Below are 25142 nucleotides of genomic sequence, written 5' to 3' on the forward strand. Positions count from 1 at the left end.
CGCCATGGCGGCGAGCTTCCGCGGGCCTTGCGGCACAAGGGCCCTTCGCATGGTGAAGGCCGTCCGGATGGCGGCCTTCATCACCCGGGGGAACGGTTCGGTGGCTGTCATGCCGCCGGATGGTCGACATCTCCGACGCGGGTTCGCCCCGAAGGCAAAGAGGCCCGCCACCACTAAGGTGACGGGCCTCGTTTGACCAGAACAGGATCAGTGACGACTGGCGTCGCGGATCGCGTCCTTGCCCTTGCCGACTTCCTTCTGCAGCTTGCCTTCGGCCTTGTCCATCTTGCCTTCGGCCTGCATCTTCCGGTCGCCCATGACCTTGCCGGCGGCATCCTTCACCGCGCCTTTGGCCTGCTTGCCGGCGCCTGCAATTCGATCCTTGTCCATTTTCAGCTCTCCTGCGAGTTGCCCTACAGGATCAATGGCGCTTCGGCCCGGCTGGTTCCCGCAGCCTGCGGCTTTCGTATTGGGACGCGCTCGACGAGCTCTATCGCGACAAGGACGACCCGGTCGAGGACCGCCCGGTCTCGTCGGTCGTGGCCGGGCTCGTCTGCGGCCTCGGCCTGGTCCGGCAATGGCGCCGCTACCGGCCGCGCTACGAGAATGGCCGCCCGGGCCTGCCGGCCGGCAGCCCGGCCGAGATCCGGGCCGAGCGCGAGAGCCGCCGGGCCGCGGTCGTCGCCATGACCGAAGAGGCCATCGACGAGGCCGCCGACCCCGCCCGGGTCGCCGACATCAAGGCCGGGCTGGCGGTCCGGCTGCAGGAACCCGACATCGACAGGCTGCTCGACACCGCCAGCACCGGCGAGGCCATGGTCCGCCGGTGCCGCTCTCTCGGCTTCGACCCGACTCCGACCTCTGCCTCGAGAACGGCCCCGGCGCCCTGCTCGACAGCAGTTGAGCGCCGCCGCCGGAAGTCAGCCCGCCGCGACGATCTCCGAGACCGAGAGCTCCCGGCCCGCCAGGTCGGTGGTGCGGATGCGGTAGAATCCGCCCGGCCGCTCGACGGCGTGGAGATACATGCTGGACAGCAGGCGGACCGGATTGACCGGCTCGAACGGCCCTGATTCCGCCACGCTCCACAGCACGTCGAACAGGCGCACGCCCTCCCCGGCCGGCGGGTCCCAGAACAGCAGCTGGTTGGGGCCGTTCAGGCCGCGGTCGCGCCGCACCCGGAGATTCAACGCCGGCACACCCGCCTGCGCCGCGCTCTCCCGCGCCAGCACCACCAGCGCCACCGAGTGCAGCAGCAACTCCAGGTCCAGCGTCAGCCGGCCATCGGCGCCGATCTCGACCTCGCGCAATGTCAGCGTCGGCTCCTGCGCCGCGCGCATCGCCGCCAGCTGCGCCGCATTCGGCGTGCTCAGCGCCGCCAGTTGCTCCGGATGCGGCAGTGCCCGGGCCTGGGCTTCCCAGACCGAGAACGGGTCGCCCTTGTCCTGCGCGATCTCGAACAAGCCCAGCGCGTAGCGGCCGGGGGCCAGGCCCGCGACCTCCAGCGCCACCGGGCTGGCGCCCGACCGCCAGATCCGGTCGACGCTGTTGTAGAGCAGCACCGCAGCACCGCCGGCCGTCGGCGTGGCCATGACACCGAGGCCGGTGCGGTCGGGGTCCAGCGCGCCCGGCGCGTCGACCCGGCGGTCGCCGAGCAGCGCCAGCAGCTCCATCACCGTCAGCCCCGGCTTCTTGACGTAGTCGAACGGCTCCGGCTTGGCGCGCCGGTCCGCCAGCGCCGCAAGGTCGGTGACCCAGTCACGCTGCGCCGCGTCGAACTGGCGGGCGCCGAAGAAGGCCAGATGCGTGCGCTGGCCCCACCGGCCCAGGAAGCCGTTGTCGTTGCTGAGGATGTCGTAGTCGACGCCCTCGGCCTCGACCAGCAGGCGCTGGTGCTGGTCGATCACCTTGGCGATCAGCCCGGCGAAATACGGCATCGCATGCCAGCTGTGATAATGCTCCCACCCGATTTGCGGGTCGCATTCATCGTTGATGAAGGGCAGGCCGGCGAAGCGCGGATGGTGCTCGCGGATGTAGCTGACGGCCTCCATCTCGTGCCGGCAGATGCCGACCGTGTCCGGGGTCAGGTCCTCCGGATGCTTCACCGCCCCCTTCTCATGCACCGAGATGAAGTCCAGCCGCACCCCGGTCTCGCCGGTGAAGAAGTTGGTGCCGGTGTCGCAATGGGCCAGGAAGCTGCGGAAGATCGCCGGCACCCGCCGCGCCACGCCCGGCCCGCCCAGGCGCAGCGCCGGATCGACCGCCTTGAGCCCTTCCGAGCAGGCGTCGTAGTAGTTGTTGAAGCCGGTCTCGCCGCCCAGCTTCCACCAGATGTCCGGCTCGTTCCAGGTCTCGAAGTACCAGTTGCGGACCTCCGCCGCGCCGTAGCGCTCGATGCAGCGCCGGGCCAGGGCCTCGACCAGGTCGCGCCAGTGCCGCACCTGCGCGTCCTGGTTGAGGTCGGTGAAGAGCTTGCCGGGATTGCCCATCAGCTCGAAGAACGGCCGCAGCCGGTGGCCGATGATGGCGTCCAGCGCCTGGTCCAGCAGCGTCCAGTCATAGGCGCCGAGCCGGTCCGCCTTCACCAGGTCGAGCATGTAGTGGACCCGCAGATACTCGATGCCGCGGTTCGGCACGGCACCGAGATGGGCCAGCGCCTGCTGCATCTCCGGCTCCAGCAGCAGCTCCGCCGGCGAGAAGCCGGTGCTGCGCCAGAAGCGCTTCCACGGGCGGGCGGGGCCGTTCAGGTCGACCCGGATCGGGGTGGCGGTCACAAGCGTCTCCTTGGTCTCCGCTCTCGCGAGCGGCTGCTTTACACACGCGCAATCGGATTGCCTCTCCCGCCAGGCGGGAGAGGCAACCCAAAATCAGCTCCCCGATCTCCCCAGGTCTTCCCTGTTGCGGCCGCGCCTACACCGACGCGAGCAGGCCGCCATCGACATAGATGATCTGGCCGTTGACGAAGTCGGAAGCGCCGGAGGCCAGGAACACGGCGGCGCCGCCCAGCTCGTCCGGATGGCCCCAGCGGGCCGCGGGGGTGCGGCGCTTGACGAAGGCGTCGAACTCCGGGTCGTCCATCAGGGCGCGGTTCAGCTCGGTGGCGAAATAGCCGGGGCCGATGCCGTTGACCTGGATGTTGTGCCGGGCGAACTCGACCGCGAGGTTGCGGGTCAGCATGCGCAGCGCACCCTTGGCCGAGGAGTAGGGCGCGATGGTCGGCCGGCCCAGCTCGCTCATCAGCGAGCAGATGTTGATGATCTTGCCGGCCTGGCGCTCGACCATCCCCGGCAGCACCGCCTTGGCGGCGACGACGCTGCCGATCAGGTGGACGTCGAGGATCATCCGCCAGTCCTCGATGGCGAAGTCGAGGAACGGCTTGCGCAGCTGGACGCCGGCATTGTTGACCAGGATGTCGATCGCCCCGACCGACTGCACCGCCTGGCCGATGGCGGCGGCGGCGGCCTCGGCGTCGGTCAGGTCGAACCGGGCGGCATGGGCGCCGATGCCTTCGTCGCGCAGCTTGCCGACCGCCTGGCCCAGGGGGCCGTCGTCGCGGCCGTTCAGGATCACCGTGGCGCCGTGCCGGCCGAGCGCGGCGGCGACCGAGAAGCCGAGGCCGCGCGAGGAGCCGGTGACCAGAGCGCGCTTGCCGGTCAGGTCGAACAGGGTGGTCATCGGAACTTCTCCCGCATCGCCTGGATGCCGGGGATCCGGTCCATCAGATGGGCGTGCTCGGGATCGAAATACTGCACCAGGCCGCGCTCCGTCTTCCCCGCCATGACGGTGAAGATGTAGGCGCGGTGGCCCGGCGAGGTGACGGTCGGGTGATAGCCGCGATCGACCGTGAAGGTGTCGCCATCGCGGGTCAGGAACGCCTCCGGCTCGCCCGTGTCCTGGTAGATCAGCTGGGCGCCGAAGCCGGAGGGCGGGTCGTAGCGGAAATGGTACAGCTCGTCATGCGCGGTCTCGCGCGGCCCGTCCTGGCCCGGCACGTCGGTGTCGTGCTTGTGCGGCGGATAGCCGTTCCAGCACCCGTCATCGGCATAGAGCTCGCTGACCAGGAGCCGCCCCGCCCGCCCCTGCCCGTTCTGGCCGAGGATGTGGAAGATCCGGCGCCGGCTGTGCGTCTCCGGCGAGCCGACCTCGACCATCACCACCTCCTCCGGCAGGATGCGGAAGGCGGGGTGGCGCTCCGTCGTCACGCCGCCGCCGATCGCCACCTCGGCACGCTTGGCGCCGGCCGCGATGCGGATGGCGCTGCCGACCGGGGCGTAGACCGAATCCGCCGGGCCGGACCAGATGTCGGCGCGGCGGCCGACCGCAGCGAAGGCCTCGCCGTCGACCGCGATGTCCACCGTGCCGGACAGCACGGCGAGGATCGCCTCATGCTCCGGCAGCCGGGTCTCGAACACCTCCCCCGGGCCGAGCCGGACCAGGTTGAAATGCACGCTGGCCATGCGGGCGTCGTGATGCAGGATCGGCCGATTGCCGTTGTCGTGGCGGCGGATGATGTCAGGCATGGGCGACCTGCGGGTTCGGGTCGGAGAGGACGCCGCGGAGGTCGAGCTCCTCGGCGTAGTGGCAGGCGGCCGCATGGCCGCCGAAATGCTTGAGCGGCGGCGCAGTGGTCCGGCACAGCTCGGTGGCGAAGCGGCAGCGCGGATGGAAGGCGCAGCCGGTGGGGCGGTTGGCGGGGTCCGCCACCTCGCCCTTCAGCTGGATGCGCCGGCGCTGCCGCTGGCGCCGCGGGTCCGGCACCGGCAGGGCCGACAGCAGCGCCTCGGTGTAGGGGTGACGCGGCCGGGCATAGAGCGCGTCGATCGGCGCGCTCTCGACGATCTGGCCGACATACATCACCACCACGCGGTCGCAGATGTACTGGATGACGCTGAGGTCATGGCTGACGAACAGATAGGTCAGCCCGAACTCCTCCTGCAGGTCCTTCAGCAGGTTCAGGGTCTGGGCCCGGACGCTGACGTCCAGCGCCGACACCGCCTCGTCCAGGATCACCAGCCGCGGCCGGGTGGCCAGCGCCCGGGCGATGCCGATGCGCTGGCGCTCACCGCCGGAGAAGGCGTGCGGGTAGCGGTGGGCGTATTCGGGCCGCAGGCCGACCCGCTCCATCAGCCCGGCGACGATGCCGGGGATCTCGCGGCCGGTCGCCAGCCGGTTGACGCGCAGCACCTCGCCGACCAGGTCGACCACGGTCATGCGCGGGTCCAGCGACGCCTGCGGATCCTGGAACACGAAGCGCAGGTCGGTGCAGTAGGGCCGGCGCTGCGCCTCGGTCAGCGCCGCCAGGTCGACCACCCGCCCCTGCGGGTCGCGATAGGCGATCGTGCCGCCGGTCGGCCGGTGGGCGCCGAGGATGCAGCGGGTGACGGTCGACTTGCCGCAGCCGGATTCGCCGACCAGCCCCAGCGTCTCGCCGCGGCGGATGTCGAAGGACACGCCGTCGACGGCGCGGACCGGATTGGCCATGCCGGAGCGGAACAGCCGCTTGCGCGGCGCAAACTCCATGCGCAGGTCGCGCAGCTCGACCAGGTTCTCGGGAGCGAGCTCAGGCATGCTGGACGCTCCGCGTCTGAACCTCGGATCGGGGGGCCGCCGGCTGCTCCAGCAGCACGCAGCGCGCGCCGCGGCCGGGGCCCAGCGCCGTCTCCGGCGGGTCGTGCCGGTCGCACAGCCCGGCCACCGCCTGGTCGCAGCGCGGATGGAACGGGCAGCCGGTTGGCCGGTCGAAGGCCGAGGGCACCATGCCGCGGATCGCCGCCAGCCGGTGCACGCGCTGCCGCGACAAAGTCGGCACCGATTGCAGCAGCGCCCGGGTGTAGGGGTGCTGCGGGTCGTAGAACAGCTGGTCGACCGACCCGCGCTCCACCACCCGGCCGAGATACATCACCGCCACCTGGTCGGCGACGTCGGCGACCACGCCCAGGTCGTGGGTGATGAACAGGATCGACAGGCCGTGCTCGGCCTGCAGCTTCTTGAACAGGTCGAGGATATTGGCCTGGGTGGTGACGTCGAGCGCGGTGGTCGGCTCGTCGGCGATGATCAGCCGCGGGCCGCAGGACAGCGCCAGCGCGATGCAGACGCGCTGGCGCATGCCGCCGGAGAACTCGAAGGGATAGCTGTCCAGCCGCTCGGCCGGCTTCGGGATGCCGACATCGGCCAGGCACTCCAGCGCCCGTTCGCGCCTCGCCTTGCGGCCCAGCCCCATATGCTGGCGGATCACGGCGTCGAGCTGCTGGCCGATGGTGTGCACCGGCGACAGCGCCGCCATCGGCTCCTGCGACACCAGCGCGATCTCGGCCCCGCGGATGGCGCGGATCGCCGGGCCGCGCGGCGGCAGGGCGGCGATGTCGACCACCGGGCCGGCCCCGGTGCGATACGCGATGCTGCCGCCAGCGATATGCATCCGCTCCGGCAGCAGGTTCATCAGCGCCCGGCCGGTCATGCTCTTGCCCGAGCCGGATTCGCCGACGATGCACAGGGTCTTGCCGGCCGCCAGCTCGAAGCTGACGCCGTCGACCGGGCGGATCACCCCGTCATCGGTGCCGACCTGCACCCGCAGGTCCTCGACCCGCAGGAGCGGCTCAGTTGTAGGGGTCGGCGGCATCGCGGATCCCATCCCCCAGGAAGTTGAGCGCCAGCACGGCGACGACGACGGCGATGCCCGGGATGAACAGCCAGGGCGCGGTGGTGACGGCCAGCAGGTTCTGCGCGTCCTTCAAGAGCACGCCCCAGCTGATCACCGGCGGCTTGAGGCCGATGCCGAGGAAGCTGAGCGCGGTTTCGGCCAGGATCATGGCCGGGATCGCCAGCGTCACCGAGGCGATGATGTGGCTGGTGAAGGACGGCACCATGTGCCGCCAGATCACCCGCTGCTGCGAGCAGCCGTCGAGCCGCGCCGCCAGCACGAAATCCTCGGTCCGCAGCGACAGGAAGCGGCCGCGGACGACGCGCGCCAGGTCGGTCCAGCCGATCAGCGACAGGATCACGGTGATCCAGAAATAGACCATCAGCGGCGCGATGTTGGTCGGGATCGCGGCGGCGAAGCCCATCCACAGCGGCACGGTCGGGATCGATTTCAACAGGTCGATGGTGCGCTGCACCACCTCGTCGATCCAGCCGCCGTAATAGCCGGACATCCCGCCGAGCAGGATGCCGAGGAACAGGCTGATCGCCACCCCGACCAGGCCGATCGACATCGACACCCGGGCGCCGTGGATGGTCAGGGACAGCACGTCGCGGCCCAGCCGGTCGGCGCCCCACAGGTAGAACGGCGCCTTGGCGTCGACCGGGCCGATCAGGTGCCGGTCCCAGGGGATCAGGCCGAGCAGATGGTACGGCTCGCCCTTCACGAACAGCCCGACCGGGATCACCGCCTTCGGGTCGCTGACATAGGTGCGCTGCACCGTCAGTGGGTCGACCGTGCTCTTGATGCCGTTGACATAGGCCAGCACGAAATTGCCCTGGGCATCATGGCCGCCGAACTTCAGCAGCTGCGGCGGGGCGTAGGTGTAGCGCGAGCTGTAGGTCTCCGGCCCATACGGCGCGACGAATTCGGCTAAGGCGGCGACGGCGTAGATCGCGATCACCACCACCCCGCTCCACCACGCCAGGCGGTGGCGGCGGAAGCGCCGGTAGATCAGCGCCCACTGCCCCTTCTCCGCGGTCGTGGCGCGGCGCGGGGCGGGGATCGCGGCGGGGTCGGCAATGGTCATGAATCCTCCCTCAGCCGTGCCGCACGCGCGGGTCGAGCCACGCCAGCAGCAGGTCGGAGATGAAGCTGCCGAGGATGGTCAGCGCGCTGAGCATCAGGATGAAGGATCCGGCCAGGTACATGTCCTGGGTCAGCAGCGCGCCGAGCAGCAGCGGCCCCGCGGTCGGCAGGCTGAGCACGACGCCGACGATGACGGTGCCGGAGACCAGGTTCGGCAGGATCCAGCCGATGGTGGAGACGAAGGGGTTGAGCGCGACCCGCACCGGATAGCGCAGCAGCACCGTCATCTCCGGCAGTCCGGCGGCGCGGGCGGTGGTGACATAGGGCTTGTTCAGCTCGTCCAGCAGGTTGGCCCGCATGATCCGGACCAGCGAGGCGGTGCCGTGCACCGCCAGCACGAAGACCGGCAGGTACAGATGCGCCGCCAGATCGGCGACCTTGCCCCAGCTCCACGGCGCGTTGATGTATTCGGCCGAGAAGAAGCCGCCGACATCGGCGCCGAAGCTGCGCGACAGCACGAACATCAGCACCAGGGCCAGCAGGAAGCTGGGGATGGCGAGGCCGAGGAAGCTGAGGAAGGTGACCAGGTAGTCGAGCGTCGAGTAGCGCCGCACCGCGCTGTAGATGCCGATCGGCAGCGACACCGCCCAGGTCACGATCAGGGTGATGAAGGACAGCAGCAGGGTCATGCCCAGCCGGTCCCACAGCAGCACCGAGACCGGCCGGTTCCAGTCGAAGGACTGGCCGAAATCGCCTTCGAAGACGATGTTCGAGATCCAGCGCCAGTACTGCACATACCAGGGCTGGCCCAGCCCGTATTGGGCCCGCATCGACTCCAGCATCGCCGTGTCGACCGACCCGCCCTGTTCGGAATAACGGGCGACATAGCTGGTCAGGAAGTCGCCCGGCGGCAGCTGGATGACGATGAAGACGACGACCGAGACCGCGGCCAGCGTCACGGCCATGTAGGTCAGGCGGCGCAGCAGGAAGCGAAGCATCGCGGCCTCCCATGTTCGCCGGCGGCGCGGGCCATGGTTCCAATCTTGTCCCCCCTCCCCTTGCCAGCCCGTGTGAGAAGTGTGGGGATTTGCTTGAGGGGTCAGAGGGGACAGAAGATTTAGGTCGAGTGGGCCAGTCATGGCCCGGCGGGAGTGGGTTGGAGGGCGGCGAGGAGGAGTGGGACGCCGCGGGTGGTGATGGTTCGCTTGAGATTGAAGGCGAGAACCATGAGGGCGAGTTCGGCCTTGGCCTTGCGCCGGCCGCGGAGCAGGAAGCGTGGATAGCCCATCATCCATTTGATGATGCCGAAGGGGTGTTCGACGAGTTCGCGGCGGCGCTGCATCCAGCCGGGATCCTCGACGGCACGGCGGTGCATGGCCTCGCGGGCGTCTTCATGGAAGTGGCGGGTGACCTTGCGCCGTTTGCCCCTGGTGCATTGGACCTTGATGGCACAAGCGGCGCAGGCCGGAGTGGCATAGGTGTTCTTCTGCTCGGGTTGGGAGACCGAGACGAGGGTGAGGATCTCGCCGGCCGGGCAGGTCCAGCAGTCGCGGGCCGGGTCGTAGGTGAAGGCGTCGCGGGAGAACAGATCGGCGTTCTTGGGATTGACGACCGTCTGGCGCGGCACCACGGCGGTGATGCCGGCCTCGGCGCAGGCTTGGCCCTGGGTGCCGTTGGAATAGCCGGTGTCGGCGACCACGGTCAGGGTCTCGACCGCCAGGCTCTCCTTGGCCGCCTGGGCCATCGGCAGGAGCTGGGTCTGATCGTTGCAGTCCCGGGTCAGATCGAAGGCGGCGATCAGGCCGTGTTTGCCGTCGACCGCGCTCTGGGCGTTGTAGGCGACTTGATGGCCATGGCGGGCGGTCTTCATCAAGCGGGCGTCGGGCTCGCTGGTCACGGTCTGACTGAGCCCTGCCCCGGCCAGGGCCTTGGCCTGGGCCTGGACCGTGTCGCGCTTGGCCTGCAGCACCGCCAGGGCCCGGGCCACATCGGTCGGTCCGGCCTCCGTCGCCGCCTCCTGGCGGTCGGCTTCGTCCATCGCCGCCAGATACTCGGCGATCTTGGCGTCCAGCGCCGCCGCCCGCTTCTCCAGCAGCGCCGGCGTCAGCACCTTCTTGCGGCTGGCCACGGCCTCGATCTTGCTGCCGTCGATGGCGACCAGTTCACCGCCATACAGCGATTGCCCGCGGCAGAACTGCATGAAGGCGCGGCACACCCCGGTGATGGCCGCGACATGGTCGCGGCGGAAGTCGGCGATGGTCTTGAAGGCGGGGGTGATCCGGTTGACCAGCCAGTGCACTTCGAGGTTGCGCACGCATTCCCGCTCCAGCCGCCGGCTCGACCGCATCTGATTGAGGTAGCCGTAGATGTACAGCTTCAACAAATCGCCGGGATGGTACGGCGGCCTGCCCGTGCTCTCCGCCTCCACCTTGCCGAACTTCAGATCCCTCAGGTCCAGCGTGGCCACAAACGCGTCGATCACCCGCACCGGATGCTCGGCAGCGACGATCTCGTCCAGGCTCGGTGCCATCAGCAACCGCTGATACCGCGACTCCCCCGTCACATGAACCATCACCGCCACTCCGAATGTCTTGTCGAAGCAGTAGATCACACCGGACCGGCCTCTAGAATCCCCCGCCAGTGGGTTTCCACACGGGCTGTTGCGGGAGGGGGCTAGGGGGAGGGGTCTGCGCGCGTCCGCGCGCGAATGCGCAACGGAGCCGACTTGCCGTTCAAGCCGTATCGCGGTGGTCGAGACTGGACCCGGCCGAGAGAACCCCCTCCCCCTACCCCCCTCCCGCAGGGGGAGGGGGGACTCGTTTTCTCTTCGGCAGGCGCCTGCCGAAGGCCTTCGCCATGACGGCATGGGATGCATCGCTACGAGCCTCTCACTCGTAGAAGTAGGTTTCCGGGTTGGTCGGCCCCGGGGTCATGTAGAAGACCGTGTCCGGCATCGCCTCCGGCACGTTGTGCATGTTGGTCTTCACCACCCCGACATTGTCCGGCTGCATCACCGTGCCGATCACCCAGAACTGGTCGCGGGTGATGGCCAACAGCTTCTTCATCACCTCGATCTGGCGGGCGGTGGTCGGCTGGGCCTTGAGCTGCTCGTAGAGCTCCTGCTGCTCGCGCGCCGGGCCGGTCGGCTCGACCCCGTTCGGGTCCTTCGGGTTCTGGTACCAGATGCCCCAGGCCGAGGCGAAGGCGGACTGGTTCTCGTAGGGGAAGTACCATTTCGGGTCGAGCAGCCCGAGGAAGTCGTAGCCGCCGCCGCCGAGCCAGACCAGGCCCTGCTGGTCGTTGGCCAGCTGGCGGGCAAAGGCGAAGGAGGATTCGATCGCCTTGACCTGCATGTCGATGCCGACGTCGCGCCAGTACTTGCGAATCAGCTCCAGCGCATCGACATGGTATTTGCGCGAAGCCAGGGCATCGATGTCGAAGGAGATGCGCTTGCCGTCGGGGCCGAGGCGGAAGCCGTCGCCATCCTTCTTGTCGAAGCCGGCGGCGTCGAGCAGCTGGTTGGCCTTGGCCGGGTCGTATTCGGTGTACTGGGTGGCCATGGTCTCGTCGTACAGCGCCATGTCCGGCCGCGGCGCCGCCTGGTAGGGCCGCGACAGGCCGGCATAGATCAGCTCGTTCAGCTCGTCGCGGTTGATGGCGTAGGACAGGGCGATGCGGAAGTCGCGGTTCTGGAACACCTTCTGCAGGCTCTCGTCCTTCACCGTCTGGTTCAGGCAGATCAGCATCGAGTTGGAATAGGCCGGCCGGGCCCGGAACAGGCGATAGCCGCCCTGCTCCCTATGCTGGGCCATCACCGCCTGGTTCTCGATGCCGTCGAGGCCGTAGGCCTGCATGTCGAGGTCGCCGTTGATCGCCTTCAGCACCAGCCCCTGGGTGTCGCCGACCACGTCATAGGTGACCCGGTCCATATAAGGCAGCTGGTTGCCCTCGGTATCGACCTTGAAGAAATACGGGTTGCGGACCGCCACCACCTGGCTGGTACCGCTGTAGCCCACGGTCAGCACCCAGGGGTCGAGCACCGGCCGGCCGACATCGCGCCAGCGGCTGGCGTTCTGATAGGCGGTCCGGTTCTGGAACAGCGTCGTCCAGTTCGGCGCACCGGCCGCCTTGACCAGGGCGTCGATGCCGTCCGGGTTGTACTTCTTGTGGAACTGCTTGAGGTAATGGGCAGGCGACGCCGCCAGGATGTCGGAGCCGAGCTGCGTCGCCATCGCCGGCAGGAACAGGCCGTTCGGCGCGGCGAAGCTGAAGCGGACGGTCTCGTCGTCGATCTTCTCCACCGTCACCGGCTTGCCGCCGGCCCGGAGCCAGCGCGGCGCCGACGGCGTCAGCTCAGGGTTCATCAGCACGTCCTGGTACCAGAACATGATGTCGTCGGCGGTGAAGGGCTGGCCGTCCGACCACTTCATGCCCTTCCGCAGATGGAAGGTGAAGACGGTGGCGTCGTCGTTGACCTCGACGGATTCGGCGGCGTCGGGCACCACATCGGTCCAGGCCGGGTTCCAGCGCACCAGCCGGGTATAGCCGATGGTCCGCTCCATCGATCCGTCGGAGCCGCCGACCACGGCCTGCCGCCAGGTGCCGCCGTATTTGCCGACCTTCTCCAGCGGCGTCACCACCAGCGGGTGCTCCGGCAGCCGCTGCGCCACCGGCGGCAGCTTGCCGGCCGTCACCTCGGCGGCAAGGACCGGTGCCTCACGGTAATCGGCGGCCGCGGCCGCCGTGGCAAAGAAAAGCATCGGGATCAGAGCCGCGCCCCACAGCGCGCGTGTTCCGGCGCCCATCCTGGAGTCCTCCCTCTGGGTTGGTCTTCGACCTTATGTCCGACTCAATATCGTTAACGTTAACGTTCGTCAATCCCACTTGCGGTCCAAGGAAGTTCTACGTATTCCTTTGATTGAATGCCCAACCTCGCCAGAGCGTAGCGAGCGTGACAGTTAACGATAACATGCAGAACGGCCCGAAACCCCTGCCCCGGGGCGCCACCCTGACGGATGTGGCGGCGGCGGCCGGCGTCTCGACCATGACGGCGTCGCGGGTGATGAATGGCCGCGGCGGCGCCAGTGAGGAGACCCGGGCCCGGGTGCTGGCGGCGGCGGCCAGCCTGGCCTACCGGCCCAACACCTTCGCCAAGGGGCTGAAGGGCGACCGCTCCTACACCGTCGGCATCGTGGTGCCCGATATCGGCAACCCGTTCTTCCCGGAGGTGATCAAGGGCGCCGAGCTGGCGGCGCGGGCCCGCGGCTTCACCCTCCTGACCTGCAACGTGGTCGAGGACCCGGAGCGCGAGGCGGAGGTGCTGGCGACGCTGCTGGACCGCCGGGTCGATGGCGTCATCGTCTGCAGCGCCCGGCTGGAGGACAAGCGGCTGCAGCAGGCGATCGAGCAGCACCGGGCGGCAGTGCTGATCAACCGGCCGATGCCGCGCCGGGTCGCCGGCACGATCGAGATCGACTTCCGCACCGGCCTGGCCGCCGCGACCCGGCTGCTGATCGGCCGTGGCCGCCGCCGCATCGCCTATATCGGCGGCCCGGCGACCTCCTACAGCGGCCGGATGCGCCGCGCCGGCATCCTCGACGCCCTGGCCGAGCACGGGCTGGACCTCGCGGCCGAGGAATCGGCGACGCCCGACCTGGAGGGCGGCATCGCCGCCGCCCGGCGGCTGTCCGACAGCGGCGCCGGGATCGACGCGGTGATCTGCTACAACGACCTGATCGCGATCGGCGCCCTGTCGGTGATCCGGGACGCGGGGCTGGCGGTGCCCGGCGACATCGCCGTGCTGGGCTGCGACGACATCCTGCCGGCCCGGCTGGTGAACCCGCCCTTGTCGACCATCCATGTCGCCAAGCAGGACCTGGGCGATGCCGCCATGCGCATGCTGATCGACCGGATCGAAGGCCGCAGCCTGCAGCATTCGATCGTGATCGAGCCCGAGCTGGTCGAGCGCGCGACCACTTAGGAGCAGGCCACGCCGAACGTCTCCCGACAAGCAAGAGCTCCTCACAATTCTAAACACCGTCATTGCGAGCGCAGCGAAGCAATCCATGCAGCCGCTCGTGCGGGACGATGGATTGCTTCGTCGGCTTCGCCTCCTCGCAATGACGGCGAGGGGTGCATGTTGTGAAAAGGTCCTGCCTGGAGAGGCAACGACCGGGCACGCTGGACTCTCGGCTACGCCCCGTCCGGATCCGCCAAAGTGCGGTCCAGCGCGTCGACCAGGATCTCGGCATGCTCGCGGCCGAAGACCAGCGGCGGGCGCAGCTTCAGCACGTTGCCATACCGGCCGCAGCTGCTGACCAGCACCCGCCGGCGGCGCAGGCCGTTGACGACGCGCGCGGCCAGCGCGCCGTCCGGCTCGCGCGTCGCCCGGTCGCGCACCAGCTCGACCCCGAGAAACAGCCCGGCGCCGCGCGCATCGCCGATGGCGGCATGTCGGTTGGCCAGCGCCCGCAGCGCCTCGGCCAGGACGGCGCCGGTGTCGCGGGCGTTGGCGACCAGCCCCTCGCTTTCGATCACGTCCAGCACCGCCATGCCCACGGCCGCCGAGACCGGGTTGCCGCCGAAGGTGTTGAAGTAGCGGGTCCGCCGGCCGAATTCGGCCAGCACCTCCGGCCGCGCCGCCATGCCGGCGATCGGATGGCCGTCGCCCATCGGCTTGCCCATGGTGACCATGTCCGGGACGAATCCGTGCCGGGCGAAGCCCCACATCCCGCCGGAGCGGCCGAAGCCGGGCTGCACCTCGTCGGCGATCACCAGCCCGCCGGCCGCCCGCATCGCCGCCGCGGCCGGGGCCAGGAAGCCGGCGGGATCGGCGAAGACGCCGTCGCTGGAGAAGATGGTGTCGACCAGCAGCGCCGCCGGCGTGATGCCGTTCTGGCGCATGTCCTCGATCGCGGCCGTCACCCGGGCGGCGAAGGCCTGGCCGACATCGCCCGGCTCGCGATACGCGTCCGGCGGCGCGACCAGGCGGACATGGTCGCCGATCCGCACCGCGCTGCCGAGCGACGGCGACATCTCCGCCAGCGCCACGGTGACGCCGTGATAGGCCCAGTCGGTGACGATGACGCCGGTGCCGCCGGTGACGGTGCGCGCCACCCGCAGGGCCAGGTCGTTGGCCTCGCTGCCGGTGCAGGTGAACATCACATGCCCGATCTCCGGCGGGAAGGTCGCCAGCAGCCGCTCGGCGTAGTCGAGCACGCCCTCCGAGAGATAGCGGGTGTGGGTGTTCAGCACCGCGGCCTGCCGCGCCAGCGCGCCGACGACATGCGGATGGCAATGCCCGACCGAGGCGACGTTGTTGTAGGCATCGAGATAGCGGCCGCCGTCGGCGCCGGTCAGCCAGACGCCCTCGCCGCGCACGACATGCAGCGGTTCGTCGTAGAACAGGCGGTAGGCCGGGCCCAGCAGCCGGTCGCGGCGGGCGCGCAAAGCGGCGGTGCGGTCGTCAGCCATGGGAGTCCTCGCGGCAGATCCGATGCAGGCAGTCGGCGGCGGCCTGCCGGTCGAGATCGGCCAGGCGCCGCAGCCGCGCCCAGGCCGTCTGGTTGTTGCGCAGGATGTAGTCGCGGTTCTCCGGATGGCGGCGGGCGCGCCAGGCGCCGATCACCACGATCATCACCAGCCGCGTCGCCATCAGGTCGCAGAGCAGCTCGATCTCCTCCGCCCGCAGCGGCAGGGCGGCGTGGTAGCCGGCGATCAGCTCGCCGGCCGGCCCCAGCGGATCGTCGGCATCGGCCAGGTGGTAGGCGGCGGCGACCGCCACGTCCGTGGCCAGCACGGTGCGCACCGCGTCGCCGAAATCGATCAGGCCGGTGACCGTGTCGGGATCGGCCGGGTCGACCAGGATGTTGCTGGGGTTGGCATCGGCATGGACCATCTGCCGGCGCAGCCCGGCCAGGGCCGGCGCCACCGTGCCGTCGAAACGGTCGAGGGCGGCGGTGGCCAGCGCCCGCCGGTCCGGATCCTCGATCTCGCCCAGCAGGTCGCGCAACCGGGCCGCGCCGGCCATGTCCCAGATCAGCCCATGCGCCTCGGCCGGGTGGCGGAACCCGGCCAGCGCCGCGGCGGTGCGGCCGGCCAGCCCGCCGATCCGCCGGCGCTGGCGCGGCGAGCGCGCGGCGACCGACGGCAACGGCACCCCGTCCAGGAAGGACAGCAGCCGGGCCACCCGCCGTGTGCCGCCGGCCTCCAGCTCGATCTCCGCGGCGTCGTCCCGCGCCGGCAGGATCCGGGGCACCGGCAAACCGGGATCCGCCCGCTCCAGATGCTGCAGCATCGCGGTCTGCAAGTTGGTGACCAGCCGCTCCTCGGCCGGGTCGGCGACCTTCAGCAGCACGCGCAGCCCGGCCGCGGTCTCGATCCGGAAGTTCTGGTCGCGCTCGCTGCTGAGGGCCTCGGCGCGCCCTTCGATGCCGTAATGGTCGAGGACCAGCCGCTCGGCGTCCTGCAGCGAGAGATGCTCCGCCGCCATCAGCCGGAGAAGCCGTCGAAGAAGCACGCCAGCAGCCGGCCGAGCTTGTCGACGGCATAGCCGCCCTCCTGGATGATCGCGGCCGGCTTGCCGAGCGCCCGGATCTTCTCGCCGGCCCGGGCGAAGCCGTCCTCGGTCACCTGCAGCGCCGCCAGCGGCTCATCCTTCGAGGCGTCGAAGCCGAGGCTGACCACCACCGCATCGACCCTGGCCCGCCCGACGGCCGCCACCGCCTGGTCGACCGCGGCGAGCCAGCCCTCGTCGCCGGTGCCGAGGGCAAGCGGCAGGTTGAGGTTCGCCCCTTCCCCCGCCCCGCCGCCGGTCTCGCCGGCATGGCCGACATACCAGGGGTAATAGCGGTTCGGGTCGCCATGGACCGAGGCGACGAAGACATCCGCCCGGTCCCAGAAGATGCCCTGGGTGCCGTTGCCATGATGGGCGTCGATGTCGAGCACGGCGACGCGCCTGGCGCCGCGGTCGCGCAGCCGCTGCGCCGCCAGCGCCGCATTGTTCAGGTAGCAGTGGCCACCGGCCCTTGCGGCGTAGGCGTGGTGCCCGGGCGGGCGGGCCAGCGCATAGGCGGCGCGGCCGGACGCCGCCTCGTCCGCCGCGGCCACGGCGCAGGCGGCGGCTGCGACGGAGGCCGCCCAGGTCTGCGGCCCGATCGGGCAGGAGGTGTCGGCGGTGTACCAGCCGAGCCTGCCGACGATGGTGCCGGACGGCCTGGCGCCCTGGGCCAGCATCTCCGGGCTCGGATGGATGTTCGGCACCAGCTCGGGCCCGTGATCGGGCAGCGCCGACCACTCCGCCCAGGCCTGCTCCAGGAAGTCGAGATAGTCCGGCGCGTGCACCGACTGCAGCGCGGCGCGGTCGACGGCCGGCGGCTCGACCACTTCGAGCTTCATCTCATGCACCGCGGCCAGCAGCGCCTCGGCCCGGGCCGGCACCTCGAAGTTGCGGCGCAGCTGGCCGCGCTGCAGGAAGAACTGCGGCGCATGGCTGCGCTGGATGTCGTTCCAGAAGACCTTCATCTGATCGTCCCATTCGTCGAAGGGCAGCGGGCCGGCCTCGACCGCCCTGGCGTCACTGATGTATGATGCATCATCACGACTTTTCGCACCATCCCCGCCGCATGGACAGCACGACGCCGCCGACGACCGAGAAGCCCCGCCCGGTGCCGGGCCTGGATGCGATCGACCACGAGAATCTGGGCGACATCGTCTACGCCAAGCTGGGCGCGGCGCTGATGGAAGGAGCGCTGCGCCCCGGGGAGCGGCTGCGGATCCGCGACCCCCTGGCGCAGCAGATGGGCACCAGCGTGACGCCGGTGCGCGACGCCATCCTGCGCCTGGTGCAGGAGCAGGTGCTGATCCTGCGCAGCCTGCGCGACATCCGGGTGCCGTCCCTGACCCTGCCGCAGTATCTTGAGATCCGCGACATCCGGATCGAGCTGGAGGGGCTGGCGGCGGAGCGGGCCGCGGCGCGGGCGGCGCCGAAGGACCTGAAGCTGCTGGAACGGCTGATCCGCCAGAACGAGACGGCGATCCGCCGCGGCGACACCGCCGCCGCCATCGCCCTGAACGAGCAGTTCCACCTGGCGTTGCCGGCGATCGCCGGGCTGCCCACGCTGGCCGGCATCCTGAAGCCGCTGTGGATGCGGATGGGGCCGCTGATTTCCGAGCTGTACGAGGCCGGCGGCCGGTCGATGATCGAGCATCACTATCCGGTGCTGGAGGCGATCCGCGCCGGCGACGGCCCGGCGGCGCGGCGCGCGATCGCGCAGGACATCCTGAAGGGCGGCGAGGTCATCCTGCAGCGTAAAGTGCTGGAGGCCGAGGCCCCGCCTCACGACCAGTAGGGTGGTTTCTGGTCCTCGACCAGGACCAGCGCGGCCTTCCATCCCTTCTCGCAATGCTCCAGCGTGGCGCCGCGGCGGAACTGCTCGGCGGTGTGCAGGCGCACCTCCTCCGGCGGCAGCACCAGCTCCGCCCCGCCGGCCAGGGCCTGGATCTGCGCCTGGCAGGCGCGCTCAAGATAGTAGATCTGGTTGAACGCCTCCGGGATGCTGCGCCCAGCCACCAGCAAGCCGTGATTGCGCAGGATCATCGCCTGGCGGTCGCCGAGGTCGCGCACCAGCCGGTCGCGCTCGTCGAGGTCGAGGGCGATGCCCTCATAGCCGTGATAGGCCAGCCGGCCGTAGAATTTCAGCGCGTGCTGGCTGATCGGCAGCAGGCCCTGCTTCTGCGCCGAGACAGCAATACCGGCGGCGGTGTGGGTGTGGATGACGCAGACCAGGTCATGCCGGGCGGCGTGGATCGCCGAATGGATGGTGAAGCCGGCGGCGTTCACCTCCTGGTCCATCGCCGCATCGGCGCCGCCCACCACATGGCCCACCACCCGGCCGTCGAGGTCGATCTTGACCAGGTCGCTGGCGCGCATGCGCTCGAACAGCACGCCGTAGCGGTTGATCAGGAAATGGTCCTCCGGTCCCGGCACCCGGGCGCTGATATGGGTGTAGATCAGGTCGGTCATCCGGAAATGCGCGACCAGCCGGTACAGCGCCGCCAGGTCGCAGCGCGTCGTCCACTCCGCCTCGCTCATGCCGGTCGGCACCGCCGTCAGGTGTCCGTCCATCCGGGCCTCCTCCCTCAATAGCCTCGTTCGCGTTCGACCCGCCCGATCAGCGGCTGCCCGCCGACGGCGCGGCGATAATTCTCCGCCGCCTGGCGGGCAATGTCGCGCCGGTCGGTGCGCGACGCCATATGCGGCGTCACCACCACCGCCGGATGCGCCCACGCGGCATGGTCCGGCGGCAGCGGCTCGACCTCGAAGACGTCGAGCACGGCGCCGCGCAGATGTCCCTCGTCGAGCAGGCCCAGCAGGTCGTCCAGCACCAGCTGCTCGCCACGGCCGACATTGACGAAGGCGGCGCCGGGCCTCAGCCGCGACAGCACCTCGCGGTCGAACAGGCGCCGCGTATCCGCCGTCAGCGGCAGGATCGACACCACCACGTCGCAGGCTTCGATGCAGGGCACCAGCCCCTCCGGCCCGGCGAAGCACTCCACGCCGTCGACCTGCTTCGGGCTGCGCGACCAGCCGCGCACCCGGTAGCCGAGGTCGCGCAGGGCCGCGGCGACGCCGAGGCCGATCGCACCCAGCCCCAGCACGCCGACCGTCCACTCCCCGGCCGGGACCGGCGCCCGCGCCCGCCACAGCCGCTGCGCCCGCTGGCGGGCGGCGACGTCGAAGTCGCGGTGGAAATACAGCACCGACCATAGGACGTATTCGCGGATCCCCGCCGCCATGGCGCCGTCGATCATCCGGCACAGCGGCCGGTCCGGCAGGTCCGGGTCGGCGGTGATGTGGTCGATCCCGGCGCCGATCGAATGGATCAACCGCAGCCGCGGCATGCCGGCCAGCACGCCCGCCGGCGGCCGCCAGCAGATCGCCATCTCCACCGAGTCCGGATCGGCATCCGGCCACAGCCGGACATCGGCGCCGGGCAGCGCGTCACGCATCGGCTCGACCAGATAGCCGAGATCGAGGGTGGTGGAGAGCAGGAGGACGGTCGGCGCGCTGGACACCGCGTGTCTCATGCCGCCGGCTCCATCGCCAGGGCCGGCGGCGTCCAGTGCCGGCCCGGGATGCTGTCCAGCAGCTCGCGCGTGTAGTCATGGGCCGGGGCGGCGAAGACCGCGGCGATGTCGCCCTGCTCCACGATCTCGCCGCGGCGCATCACCGCGACCCGGTCGCAGATCTGGGCCGCAACGCGCAGGTCGTGGGTGATGAACAGCATCGACAGGCCGAGGCGCCGGCGCAGGTCGCGCAGCAGGTCCAGCACCTGGGCCTGGACCGAGACGTCGAGGGCCGAGACCGGCTCGTCCGCGACCAGCAGCTCCGGCTTCATCGCCAGGGCCCGGGCGATGCCGATGCGCTGGCGCTGGCCGCCGGAGAACTCATGCGGGTAGCGGTCGGCGGCGGCGCGGTCCAGACGCACCAGGTCGAGCAGCGCCAAGGCCTCGGCCTCGGCCTGGGCCCGTGGCACGCCATGGGCGATCGGCCCCTCGGCAATGATCTCGCCCACCCGCCGCCGCGGGTTGAGCGAGGCGAAGGGGTCCTGGAACACCATCTGGATGCGCTTGCGGTAGGGCTGCCAGCCGGACCGCGACAGGGGCCGCAGGTCGGCGCCATCGAATACGATGCTGCCGTCGTCGGGCCGCACCAGCCGGACCAGCGTCCGCGCCAGGGTCGACTTGCCCGAGCCGCTTTCGCCGACCAGGCCGAGCGTCTCGCCGCGCCGGATCTCGATCGTGGCGCCGTCGATCGCCGTCGTCGCCGGCCGCCGGAACAACCCGTGCGAGCGGTAGGTCTTGCGGATGCCGCGCGCCGCGACCAGGATTTCCGATCCGACGGCCGCGCCGCCCGGCGCCTGGCCCTCGAAGCGGGGCACGGCACGGATCAACGCGCGGGTGTAGGGGTGCGCCGGTGCGTTCAGCACCTCCTGCGCCGTCCCGATCTCGACGATGCGGCCGTGCTGCATCACCGCGACGCGGTCGGCGATCTCGGCCACCACGCCGAAATCATGGGTGATGAAGATCACCCCCATGCCGCGGCGGCGCTGGATCGACTTGATCAGCCGCAGGATCTGCATCTGGGTGGTGACGTCGAGCGCCGTGGTCGGCTCGTCGGCCACCAGCATCGCCGGCTCCAGCGCCAGGGCGATCGCGATCATCACCCGCTGGCGCTGCCCGCCGGACAGCTGGTGCGGGTAGGACCGGGCGATCCGCGCGGGATCGGGCAGGCCGACCGCGTCGATCAGCTCGGCCACCCGGTTGCCGGGGCGCTGCCCGTGCACCTGCAGCACCTCGGCGATCTGGTCGGCCACCCGCATCAGCGGGTTCAGCGCCGTCATCGGCTCCTGGAAGATCATGCCGATGCGGGCGCCACGCAGGGCGCGCAGTTGCTCCGGCTTCAGCGCCAGCAGGTCGCGGCCCTCGAACAGGATGCGGCCGGACCGGACCGGCAGCTGCTTCGGCAGCAGGCCAGTGACCGCGGCGGTCGCGACCGACTTGCCCGACCCGCTCTCGCCGACGATGCACAGGATCTCGCCGGCCGCCAGGCTCAGCGAGACGTCCGCCACGGCGTCCGGCCGGTCGCCGCCCGGCGGCAGGCCGACGGTGAGGCCGGTGATCTCGAGCAGGCTCATCCCCGCCTCCTCGCCAGGCGCGGGTTCAGGGCGTCGCTGAGCCCCTCCCCCACCAGGTTGAGCGACAGCACGGTCAGGAAAATCGCGACGCCAGGGAAGACGCTCATCCACCAGGCCAGGCGGATGACGCTGCGGCCGCTGCCGATCATGAAGCCCCAGGACATCAGGTTGGGGTCGCCGAGTCCGAGGAAGGACAGCGAGGATTCGAGCAGGATCGCGGTCGCCACCATCAGGCTGGCCAGCACCACCACCGAGGAGGCGACGTTGGGCAGGATCTCGCGGCAGATGATGGCGGCGTGCGACCGGCCCAGCACTTCCGCCGCCTGGACGAATTCGCGGCGGCGCAGCGACAGGCATTCGGCCCGCACCACCCGTGCCACCGGCGGCCAGGAGACGACGGCGATCGCCACCACGATCGACCCCAGGCTGGGCGTCAGGATCGCGACCACGACGATGGCCAGGACAAAGCCGGGCACGGTCTGGAAGATCTCGGTGAAGCGCATGACCAGATCGTCGACCCACCCGCCGGCATAGCCGGCCAGGGCGCCGAGCAGCACGCCGATGCCGACGGCCGCGAGGGTCGAGACCACGCCGATCAGCATCGAGACCGAGGCGCCATAGGCGATGCCGGCGGCCACGTCGCGCCCGAGCGAGTCGGTGCCGAGCAGGAAATGGTCCTCGCCCGGCGGGGTGAAGGGCGCGCCCTGCATGTCCCAGGGCGAGAACGGGAACAGCAGCGGCGCCAGCACGGCGACAAGGCCGAGCACGACCAGGAAGAGGAGGCCGATGACGGCGCCCTTGTGGCGCAGGAAGGCCCGGGCCATCACACCGCCTCCACCCGCGGGTCGATCACCAGGTACAGCAAGTCGGTCACCAGGTTGAACAGCACCACCAGCACCGAGGTGCAGAGGAAGACGCCGAGCAGCAGCTGGTAGTCGCGGGCCAGCAGCGCGTCGAAGGCCAGCCGGCCGATGCCGGGCCAGGCGAAGACGGTCTCGACCAGCACGGCGCCGCCGACCAGCTGCCCGGCCTGGATGCCGGCCAGGGTGACGATCGGCAGCAGCGCGTTGCGCAGCACGTGCCGGCGCAGGATCCGCCCTTCCGGCACGCCCTTGGCCCGGGCGGTGCGGATATGGTCCTGGTCCGCCACCTCCAGCATCGAGGCGCGGGTCATCCGGGCATAGACCGCCATGTAGAACAGGCCCAGCGTCACCGCCGGCAGGGTCAGGTACCACAGCATGTCGAGCACCGCGGCGATTCCGGTCAGGTCGGCGCCGACGGTGGAGCTGCCGAAGCTGGGCAGCCAGTTCAGCCAGACGCTGAACACCAGCACCAGCATCAGCCCGACCCAGAAGATCGGCGTGGCGTAGAAGCACAGGGCGACGACCGTGACCACGCTGTCGACCCAGCGCCCGGCATGGCGCGCCGCGATCACGCCCGCGACCACGCCGGCCAGGAGAGCCAGCAGGAAGGCGGTGCCGGTCAGCAGCAGCGTCGCCGGCAGCCGCTCCAGGATCAGCGAGGCGACGCTGCGCTGCTGCGGATAGGAGAAGCCGAGGTCGAGTTGGGCGACGTGGCCGAGATAGATGCCGAGCTGGGTGATCAACGGCTTGTCGAGGCCGAATTGCTGGCGCAGCTGGTCGACCAGCTGCTGGTCCGCCGCCCCGGACTGGCCGGCGATGACGCTGGCCGGGTCGCCGGGAGCGGCATGGATCAGCAGGAAGCTGACCACCGCGACCGCCAGCACGACCAGCACCATCTTGACCAGGCGCCGGCCGAGCAGGAGCAGGAGCCGCGCCATGGTCAGGCGATGAAGACGTCGTCGAAACAGGCGTGCACGCCGGTTCCGGTGGTGATCAGGTTGGTCACCCGGCGGTCATGGATGGTCGGGAAGCTCATCTCCATCAGCCAGACCACCGGCACCTCGTCGGTCAGGAGCTTCTGCACATCATAGAAGGCCTGTTTCCGCACCTCGGAGTCGGCCGACATCCGCGCCGTCTCGAACAGCTTGTCGACTGCCGGGTTGGAATAGCCCTCGGTGTTGGCGAAGGTCACCTTCTTGATGTTGCTGCTGACATAGGTGCGTTCGACCCCCAGCGTCGGGTCGCCGTATTGGTAGACGAAGTTGATCGCGCTCTCGTAGTCCCAGTCGCCGACCCGCTTGGCCCAGCTGCCGGCGTCGGTCGTCTCCAGCACCACCTGGATGCCGACCTTGCCGAGCGAGGCGCGGATGTATTCCGACAGGCGCGACCAGATCTCGCCATAGGGGATGGCGAGGTGCTTGATGGTGAAGCGCACGCCGTTGGCGTCGGGCTTCAGCCCGGCATCGTCGAGCAGCTTGGCCGCCGCCTCGAGGTCGTAGGCCTGCAGCCTGGCGTCGGGGTCGTGATAGCGGGTGGCCGAGGCGATCGGGCTGGTCGCCGGCTTGCCGACGCCGAACCACAGCCGCTTGACGATGAAGTCGCGGTCGAGCGCGTGGCTGATCGCCTGGCGCACGCGGACGTCGTCGAGCGGCTTCACCCGGTTGTTGAGGTCGAGCCACATCAGCGGCGCGAAGTATTCCCAGCCCGTGGTCTCGACCATCACGGTCGGCAGCTGCTGGAACCGCGGCACGTCGAACGGCTCGATGTCGTTGAACTGGGTCATCTGGACCTGGCCGGTCTCCAGCGCCAGGGCCCGGCTCTGGCTGTCCGGCACGATCCGGTAGATGATCTGGTCGAGATAGGGCTGCCCGGGCTTCCAGTACCCGGCGAACTTCTTCAGCCGGATGAAGCTGCCGCGCTGCCAGGCGTCGAAGGCGAAGGGGCCGGTGCCGACCGGATGCTGGTTCGCCGGGTTGTTGCGATAGTCGGTGCCGTCATAGAGGTGCTTCGGCACGATGGCGCAGGTGGTGACGTCGAACATCAGCAGGAACGGCTCGAACGGCGAATCCAGCGTCAGCTTGACGGTCTGCGGGTCCGGCGCCTCCGCCGCCTTGATCTTCGAGAACACGCCGCGGGCGCGAGGCGCCAGCTCCATGTGGAACTTCATGATCGAGAAGATCACGTCGTCGGCCGTCATCGGCTTGCCGTCGTGGAACGTCACGTTCGGCTGCAGATGGAAGGTGTAGGTCAGCTTGTCGTCCGACAGCTCCCAGCTCTTCGCCAAGGCCGGCAGGGGCGTCAGGTCCGGGGCGTAGCTGATCAGCCCCTGATAGATCTTGCTGGCGACGATCAGGGTCGGCCCCTGGTTGTTCACGCCCGGGACCAGGAGCGGCGGCTCCGGCGTGATCACGGTGGTCAGCGTGCCGCCGGCCTTGGGCACCACACCCTGGGCCCTGGCCTCGGCGAGGCTGAGGAGCGAGAGCGCCCCGGCGGTGGCGAGCAGATGCCGCCGCGTCAGACCATGGCTGTCCATTCTTCGATCGCCTCCCGTGCTGCTGGCCGGCCGGTCAGGTCCCGCCGCCCGAGATCCGGCTTTTGCAAATCCCGTGCCATCTGGCGCATCATGTTTGATGCATCATAATTCGACGGTCAAGGGCCGTGGGGGCGGGGCGGTCGGCGATCGGGGCCGGCTGGATCGATCCGGGGCGGATTGCCCAGGATTTGATCAGGCCGGCCACTGCTGGCGCCCCGCCGCATCGCTACTCCAGGCCGGTGGCATAGCGCCGATGCAGCAAAGGCGAAGGCGGCGACGGCGGCCCGGCGCTGACCGGGCGGGCATCGCGACCAGCGTGCCGACCT

Annotated in this window: 21 protein-coding genes; 2 read left to right on the top strand and 19 right to left on the bottom strand. The window is 70.0% G+C overall.

Going from position 1 to position 25142, the window contains the following annotated elements; all coding sequences use genetic code 11:
• Window positions 1–207 precede the first annotated feature (207 nt).
• The 10 genes from QFZ27_RS32945 to QFZ27_RS32990 all read right to left on the bottom strand — a co-directional run bounded on the left by QFZ27_RS32945 (window position 208) and on the right by QFZ27_RS32990 (window position 12528).
• On the bottom strand, window positions 208–390 hold the full coding sequence (locus QFZ27_RS32945) for a CsbD family protein (RefSeq protein ID WP_429230685.1): 183 nt from the start codon (window positions 388–390) through the stop codon (window positions 208–210).
• 530 nt (window positions 391–920) lie between these two features.
• The gene (locus tag QFZ27_RS32950; protein ID WP_429230686.1) at window positions 921–2771 is read right to left on the bottom strand and encodes a GH39 family glycosyl hydrolase; all 1851 of its coding nucleotides are present in this window, start codon (window positions 2769–2771) and stop codon (window positions 921–923) included.
• A gap of 136 nt (window positions 2772–2907) precedes the next feature.
• On the bottom strand, window positions 2908–3672 hold the full coding sequence (locus tag QFZ27_RS32955; RefSeq protein ID WP_429230687.1) for an SDR family oxidoreductase: 765 nt from the start codon (window positions 3670–3672) through the stop codon (window positions 2908–2910).
• The gene (locus QFZ27_RS32960; protein ID WP_429230688.1) at window positions 3669–4517 is read right to left on the bottom strand and encodes a 5-deoxy-glucuronate isomerase; all 849 of its coding nucleotides are present in this window, start codon (window positions 4515–4517) and stop codon (window positions 3669–3671) included. The genes QFZ27_RS32955 and QFZ27_RS32960 overlap by 4 nt, the downstream gene beginning before the upstream one ends.
• Window positions 4510–5565: an ABC transporter ATP-binding protein gene (locus tag QFZ27_RS32965; protein ID WP_429230689.1), complete on the bottom strand. Its 1056-nt coding sequence runs from the start codon at window positions 5563–5565 to the stop codon at window positions 4510–4512. The genes QFZ27_RS32960 and QFZ27_RS32965 overlap by 8 nt, the downstream gene beginning before the upstream one ends.
• Window positions 5558–6616 carry an ABC transporter ATP-binding protein gene (locus QFZ27_RS32970; protein WP_429230690.1) on the bottom strand — a complete coding sequence of 353 codons (1059 nt, stop codon included), beginning with the start codon at window positions 6614–6616 and terminating at the stop codon, window positions 5558–5560. The genes QFZ27_RS32965 and QFZ27_RS32970 overlap by 8 nt, the downstream gene beginning before the upstream one ends.
• Window positions 6594–7724 (bottom strand): ABC transporter permease, encoded by a 1131-nt coding sequence (locus QFZ27_RS32975; RefSeq protein ID WP_429230691.1) that lies wholly within the window; start codon window positions 7722–7724, stop codon window positions 6594–6596. The genes QFZ27_RS32970 and QFZ27_RS32975 overlap by 23 nt, the downstream gene beginning before the upstream one ends.
• A 10-nt stretch (window positions 7725–7734) precedes the next feature.
• Window positions 7735–8721: an ABC transporter permease gene (locus QFZ27_RS32980; protein ID WP_429230692.1), complete on the bottom strand. Its 987-nt coding sequence runs from the start codon at window positions 8719–8721 to the stop codon at window positions 7735–7737.
• A gap of 137 nt (window positions 8722–8858) precedes the next feature.
• Window positions 8859–10295 carry an IS1182 family transposase gene (locus QFZ27_RS32985; RefSeq protein WP_429224230.1) on the bottom strand — a complete coding sequence of 479 codons (1437 nt, stop codon included), beginning with the start codon at window positions 10293–10295 and terminating at the stop codon, window positions 8859–8861.
• Between the two features lie 316 nt (window positions 10296–10611).
• Window positions 10612–12528, bottom strand: a complete 1917-nt coding sequence (locus QFZ27_RS32990) for an ABC transporter substrate-binding protein (protein WP_429230693.1) — start codon at window positions 12526–12528, stop codon at window positions 10612–10614.
• A gap of 146 nt (window positions 12529–12674) precedes the next feature.
• On the opposite strand from QFZ27_RS32990, the gene QFZ27_RS32995 reads away from it, so the two are divergent.
• The gene (locus QFZ27_RS32995; RefSeq protein WP_429230694.1) at window positions 12675–13703 is read left to right on the top strand and encodes a LacI family DNA-binding transcriptional regulator; all 1029 of its coding nucleotides are present in this window, start codon (window positions 12675–12677) and stop codon (window positions 13701–13703) included.
• Between the two features lie 212 nt (window positions 13704–13915).
• Here the strand turns inward: QFZ27_RS32995 and QFZ27_RS33000 are convergent, their stop codons facing one another.
• Genes QFZ27_RS33000 through QFZ27_RS33010 form a run of 3 tightly spaced genes read right to left on the bottom strand, consistent with a single transcriptional unit; the run spans window position 13916 to window position 17245 of the window.
• On the bottom strand, window positions 13916–15196 hold the full coding sequence (locus QFZ27_RS33000) for an aspartate aminotransferase family protein (RefSeq protein WP_429230695.1): 1281 nt from the start codon (window positions 15194–15196) through the stop codon (window positions 13916–13918).
• Window positions 15189–16241: a phosphotransferase gene (locus QFZ27_RS33005; protein WP_429230696.1), complete on the bottom strand. Its 1053-nt coding sequence runs from the start codon at window positions 16239–16241 to the stop codon at window positions 15189–15191. The genes QFZ27_RS33000 and QFZ27_RS33005 overlap by 8 nt, the downstream gene beginning before the upstream one ends.
• Entirely contained in the window at window positions 16214–17245 is a 1032-nt protein-coding gene (locus tag QFZ27_RS33010; protein ID WP_429230697.1) for a histone deacetylase family protein, read from the bottom strand. The genes QFZ27_RS33005 and QFZ27_RS33010 overlap by 28 nt, the downstream gene beginning before the upstream one ends.
• Before the next feature lie 101 nt (window positions 17246–17346).
• Here QFZ27_RS33010 and QFZ27_RS33015 point away from each other — a divergent pair, with 101 nt between their 5' ends.
• Window positions 17347–18072 carry a GntR family transcriptional regulator gene (locus QFZ27_RS33015; protein WP_429230698.1) on the top strand — a complete coding sequence of 242 codons (726 nt, stop codon included), beginning with the start codon at window positions 17347–17349 and terminating at the stop codon, window positions 18070–18072.
• On the opposite strand, the gene QFZ27_RS33020 is transcribed toward QFZ27_RS33015, so the two are convergent.
• The 6 genes from QFZ27_RS33020 to QFZ27_RS33045 are packed head-to-tail and all read right to left on the bottom strand — an operon-like array spanning window position 18060 to window position 24816.
• Complete coding sequence (locus tag QFZ27_RS33020) at window positions 18060–18848, bottom strand: class II aldolase/adducin family protein (RefSeq protein WP_429230699.1); 789 nt, start codon at window positions 18846–18848, stop codon at window positions 18060–18062. The two genes, QFZ27_RS33015 and QFZ27_RS33020, sit on opposite strands and share 13 nt — an antisense overlap.
• Window positions 18849–18862: 14 nt before the next feature.
• The gene (locus QFZ27_RS33025) at window positions 18863–19810 is read right to left on the bottom strand and encodes a 2-hydroxyacid dehydrogenase (RefSeq protein WP_429230700.1); all 948 of its coding nucleotides are present in this window, start codon (window positions 19808–19810) and stop codon (window positions 18863–18865) included.
• Window positions 19807–21420: an ABC transporter ATP-binding protein gene (locus QFZ27_RS33030; RefSeq protein WP_429230701.1), complete on the bottom strand. Its 1614-nt coding sequence runs from the start codon at window positions 21418–21420 to the stop codon at window positions 19807–19809. The genes QFZ27_RS33025 and QFZ27_RS33030 overlap by 4 nt, the downstream gene beginning before the upstream one ends.
• The gene (locus QFZ27_RS33035) at window positions 21417–22244 is read right to left on the bottom strand and encodes an ABC transporter permease (protein WP_429230702.1); all 828 of its coding nucleotides are present in this window, start codon (window positions 22242–22244) and stop codon (window positions 21417–21419) included. The genes QFZ27_RS33030 and QFZ27_RS33035 overlap by 4 nt, the downstream gene beginning before the upstream one ends.
• Complete coding sequence (locus QFZ27_RS33040; protein WP_429230703.1) at window positions 22244–23221, bottom strand: ABC transporter permease; 978 nt, start codon at window positions 23219–23221, stop codon at window positions 22244–22246. The genes QFZ27_RS33035 and QFZ27_RS33040 overlap by 1 nt, the downstream gene beginning before the upstream one ends.
• 2 nt (window positions 23222–23223) lie before the next feature.
• The gene (locus QFZ27_RS33045) at window positions 23224–24816 is read right to left on the bottom strand and encodes an ABC transporter substrate-binding protein (RefSeq protein ID WP_429230704.1); all 1593 of its coding nucleotides are present in this window, start codon (window positions 24814–24816) and stop codon (window positions 23224–23226) included.
• Window positions 24817–25142 lie beyond the last annotated feature (326 nt).

The organism is Inquilinus ginsengisoli (genome assembly GCF_050434925.1).
In the GTDB taxonomy this organism is placed as follows: domain Bacteria; phylum Pseudomonadota; class Alphaproteobacteria; order DSM-16000; family Inquilinaceae; genus Inquilinus; species Inquilinus ginsengisoli_B.

Coding starts and splice junctions, on each gene's coding strand:
- QFZ27_RS32945 (WP_429230685.1), bottom strand. CDS start 390: ATGGACAAGGATCGAATTGCAGGCGCCGGCAAGCAGGCCAAAGGCGCG.
- QFZ27_RS32955 (WP_429230687.1), bottom strand. CDS start 3,672: ATGACCACCCTGTTCGACCTGACCGGCAAGCGCGCTCTGGTCACCGGC.
- QFZ27_RS32960 (WP_429230688.1), bottom strand. CDS start 4,517: ATGCCTGACATCATCCGCCGCCACGACAACGGCAATCGGCCGATCCTG.
- QFZ27_RS32965 (WP_429230689.1), bottom strand. CDS start 5,565: ATGCCTGAGCTCGCTCCCGAGAACCTGGTCGAGCTGCGCGACCTGCGC.
- QFZ27_RS32970 (WP_429230690.1), bottom strand. CDS start 6,616: ATGCCGCCGACCCCTACAACTGAGCCGCTCCTGCGGGTCGAGGACCTG.
- QFZ27_RS32975 (WP_429230691.1), bottom strand. CDS start 7,724: ATGACCATTGCCGACCCCGCCGCGATCCCCGCCCCGCGCCGCGCCACG.
- QFZ27_RS32980 (WP_429230692.1), bottom strand. CDS start 8,721: ATGCTTCGCTTCCTGCTGCGCCGCCTGACCTACATGGCCGTGACGCTG.
- QFZ27_RS32985 (WP_429224230.1), bottom strand. CDS start 10,295: ATGGTTCATGTGACGGGGGAGTCGCGGTATCAGCGGTTGCTGATGGCA.
- QFZ27_RS32990 (WP_429230693.1), bottom strand. CDS start 12,528: ATGGGCGCCGGAACACGCGCGCTGTGGGGCGCGGCTCTGATCCCGATG.
- QFZ27_RS33000 (WP_429230695.1), bottom strand. CDS start 15,196: ATGGCTGACGACCGCACCGCCGCTTTGCGCGCCCGCCGCGACCGGCTG.
- QFZ27_RS33010 (WP_429230697.1), bottom strand. CDS start 17,245: ATGAAGGTCTTCTGGAACGACATCCAGCGCAGCCATGCGCCGCAGTTC.
- QFZ27_RS33015 (WP_429230698.1), top strand. CDS start 17,347: ATGGACAGCACGACGCCGCCGACGACCGAGAAGCCCCGCCCGGTGCCG.
- QFZ27_RS33020 (WP_429230699.1), bottom strand. CDS start 18,848: ATGGACGGACACCTGACGGCGGTGCCGACCGGCATGAGCGAGGCGGAG.
- QFZ27_RS33025 (WP_429230700.1), bottom strand. CDS start 19,810: ATGAGACACGCGGTGTCCAGCGCGCCGACCGTCCTCCTGCTCTCCACC.
- QFZ27_RS33030 (WP_429230701.1), bottom strand. CDS start 21,420: ATGAGCCTGCTCGAGATCACCGGCCTCACCGTCGGCCTGCCGCCGGGC.
- QFZ27_RS33035 (WP_429230702.1), bottom strand. CDS start 22,244: ATGGCCCGGGCCTTCCTGCGCCACAAGGGCGCCGTCATCGGCCTCCTC.
- QFZ27_RS33040 (WP_429230703.1), bottom strand. CDS start 23,221: ATGGCGCGGCTCCTGCTCCTGCTCGGCCGGCGCCTGGTCAAGATGGTG.
- QFZ27_RS33045 (WP_429230704.1), bottom strand. CDS start 24,816: ATGGACAGCCATGGTCTGACGCGGCGGCATCTGCTCGCCACCGCCGGG.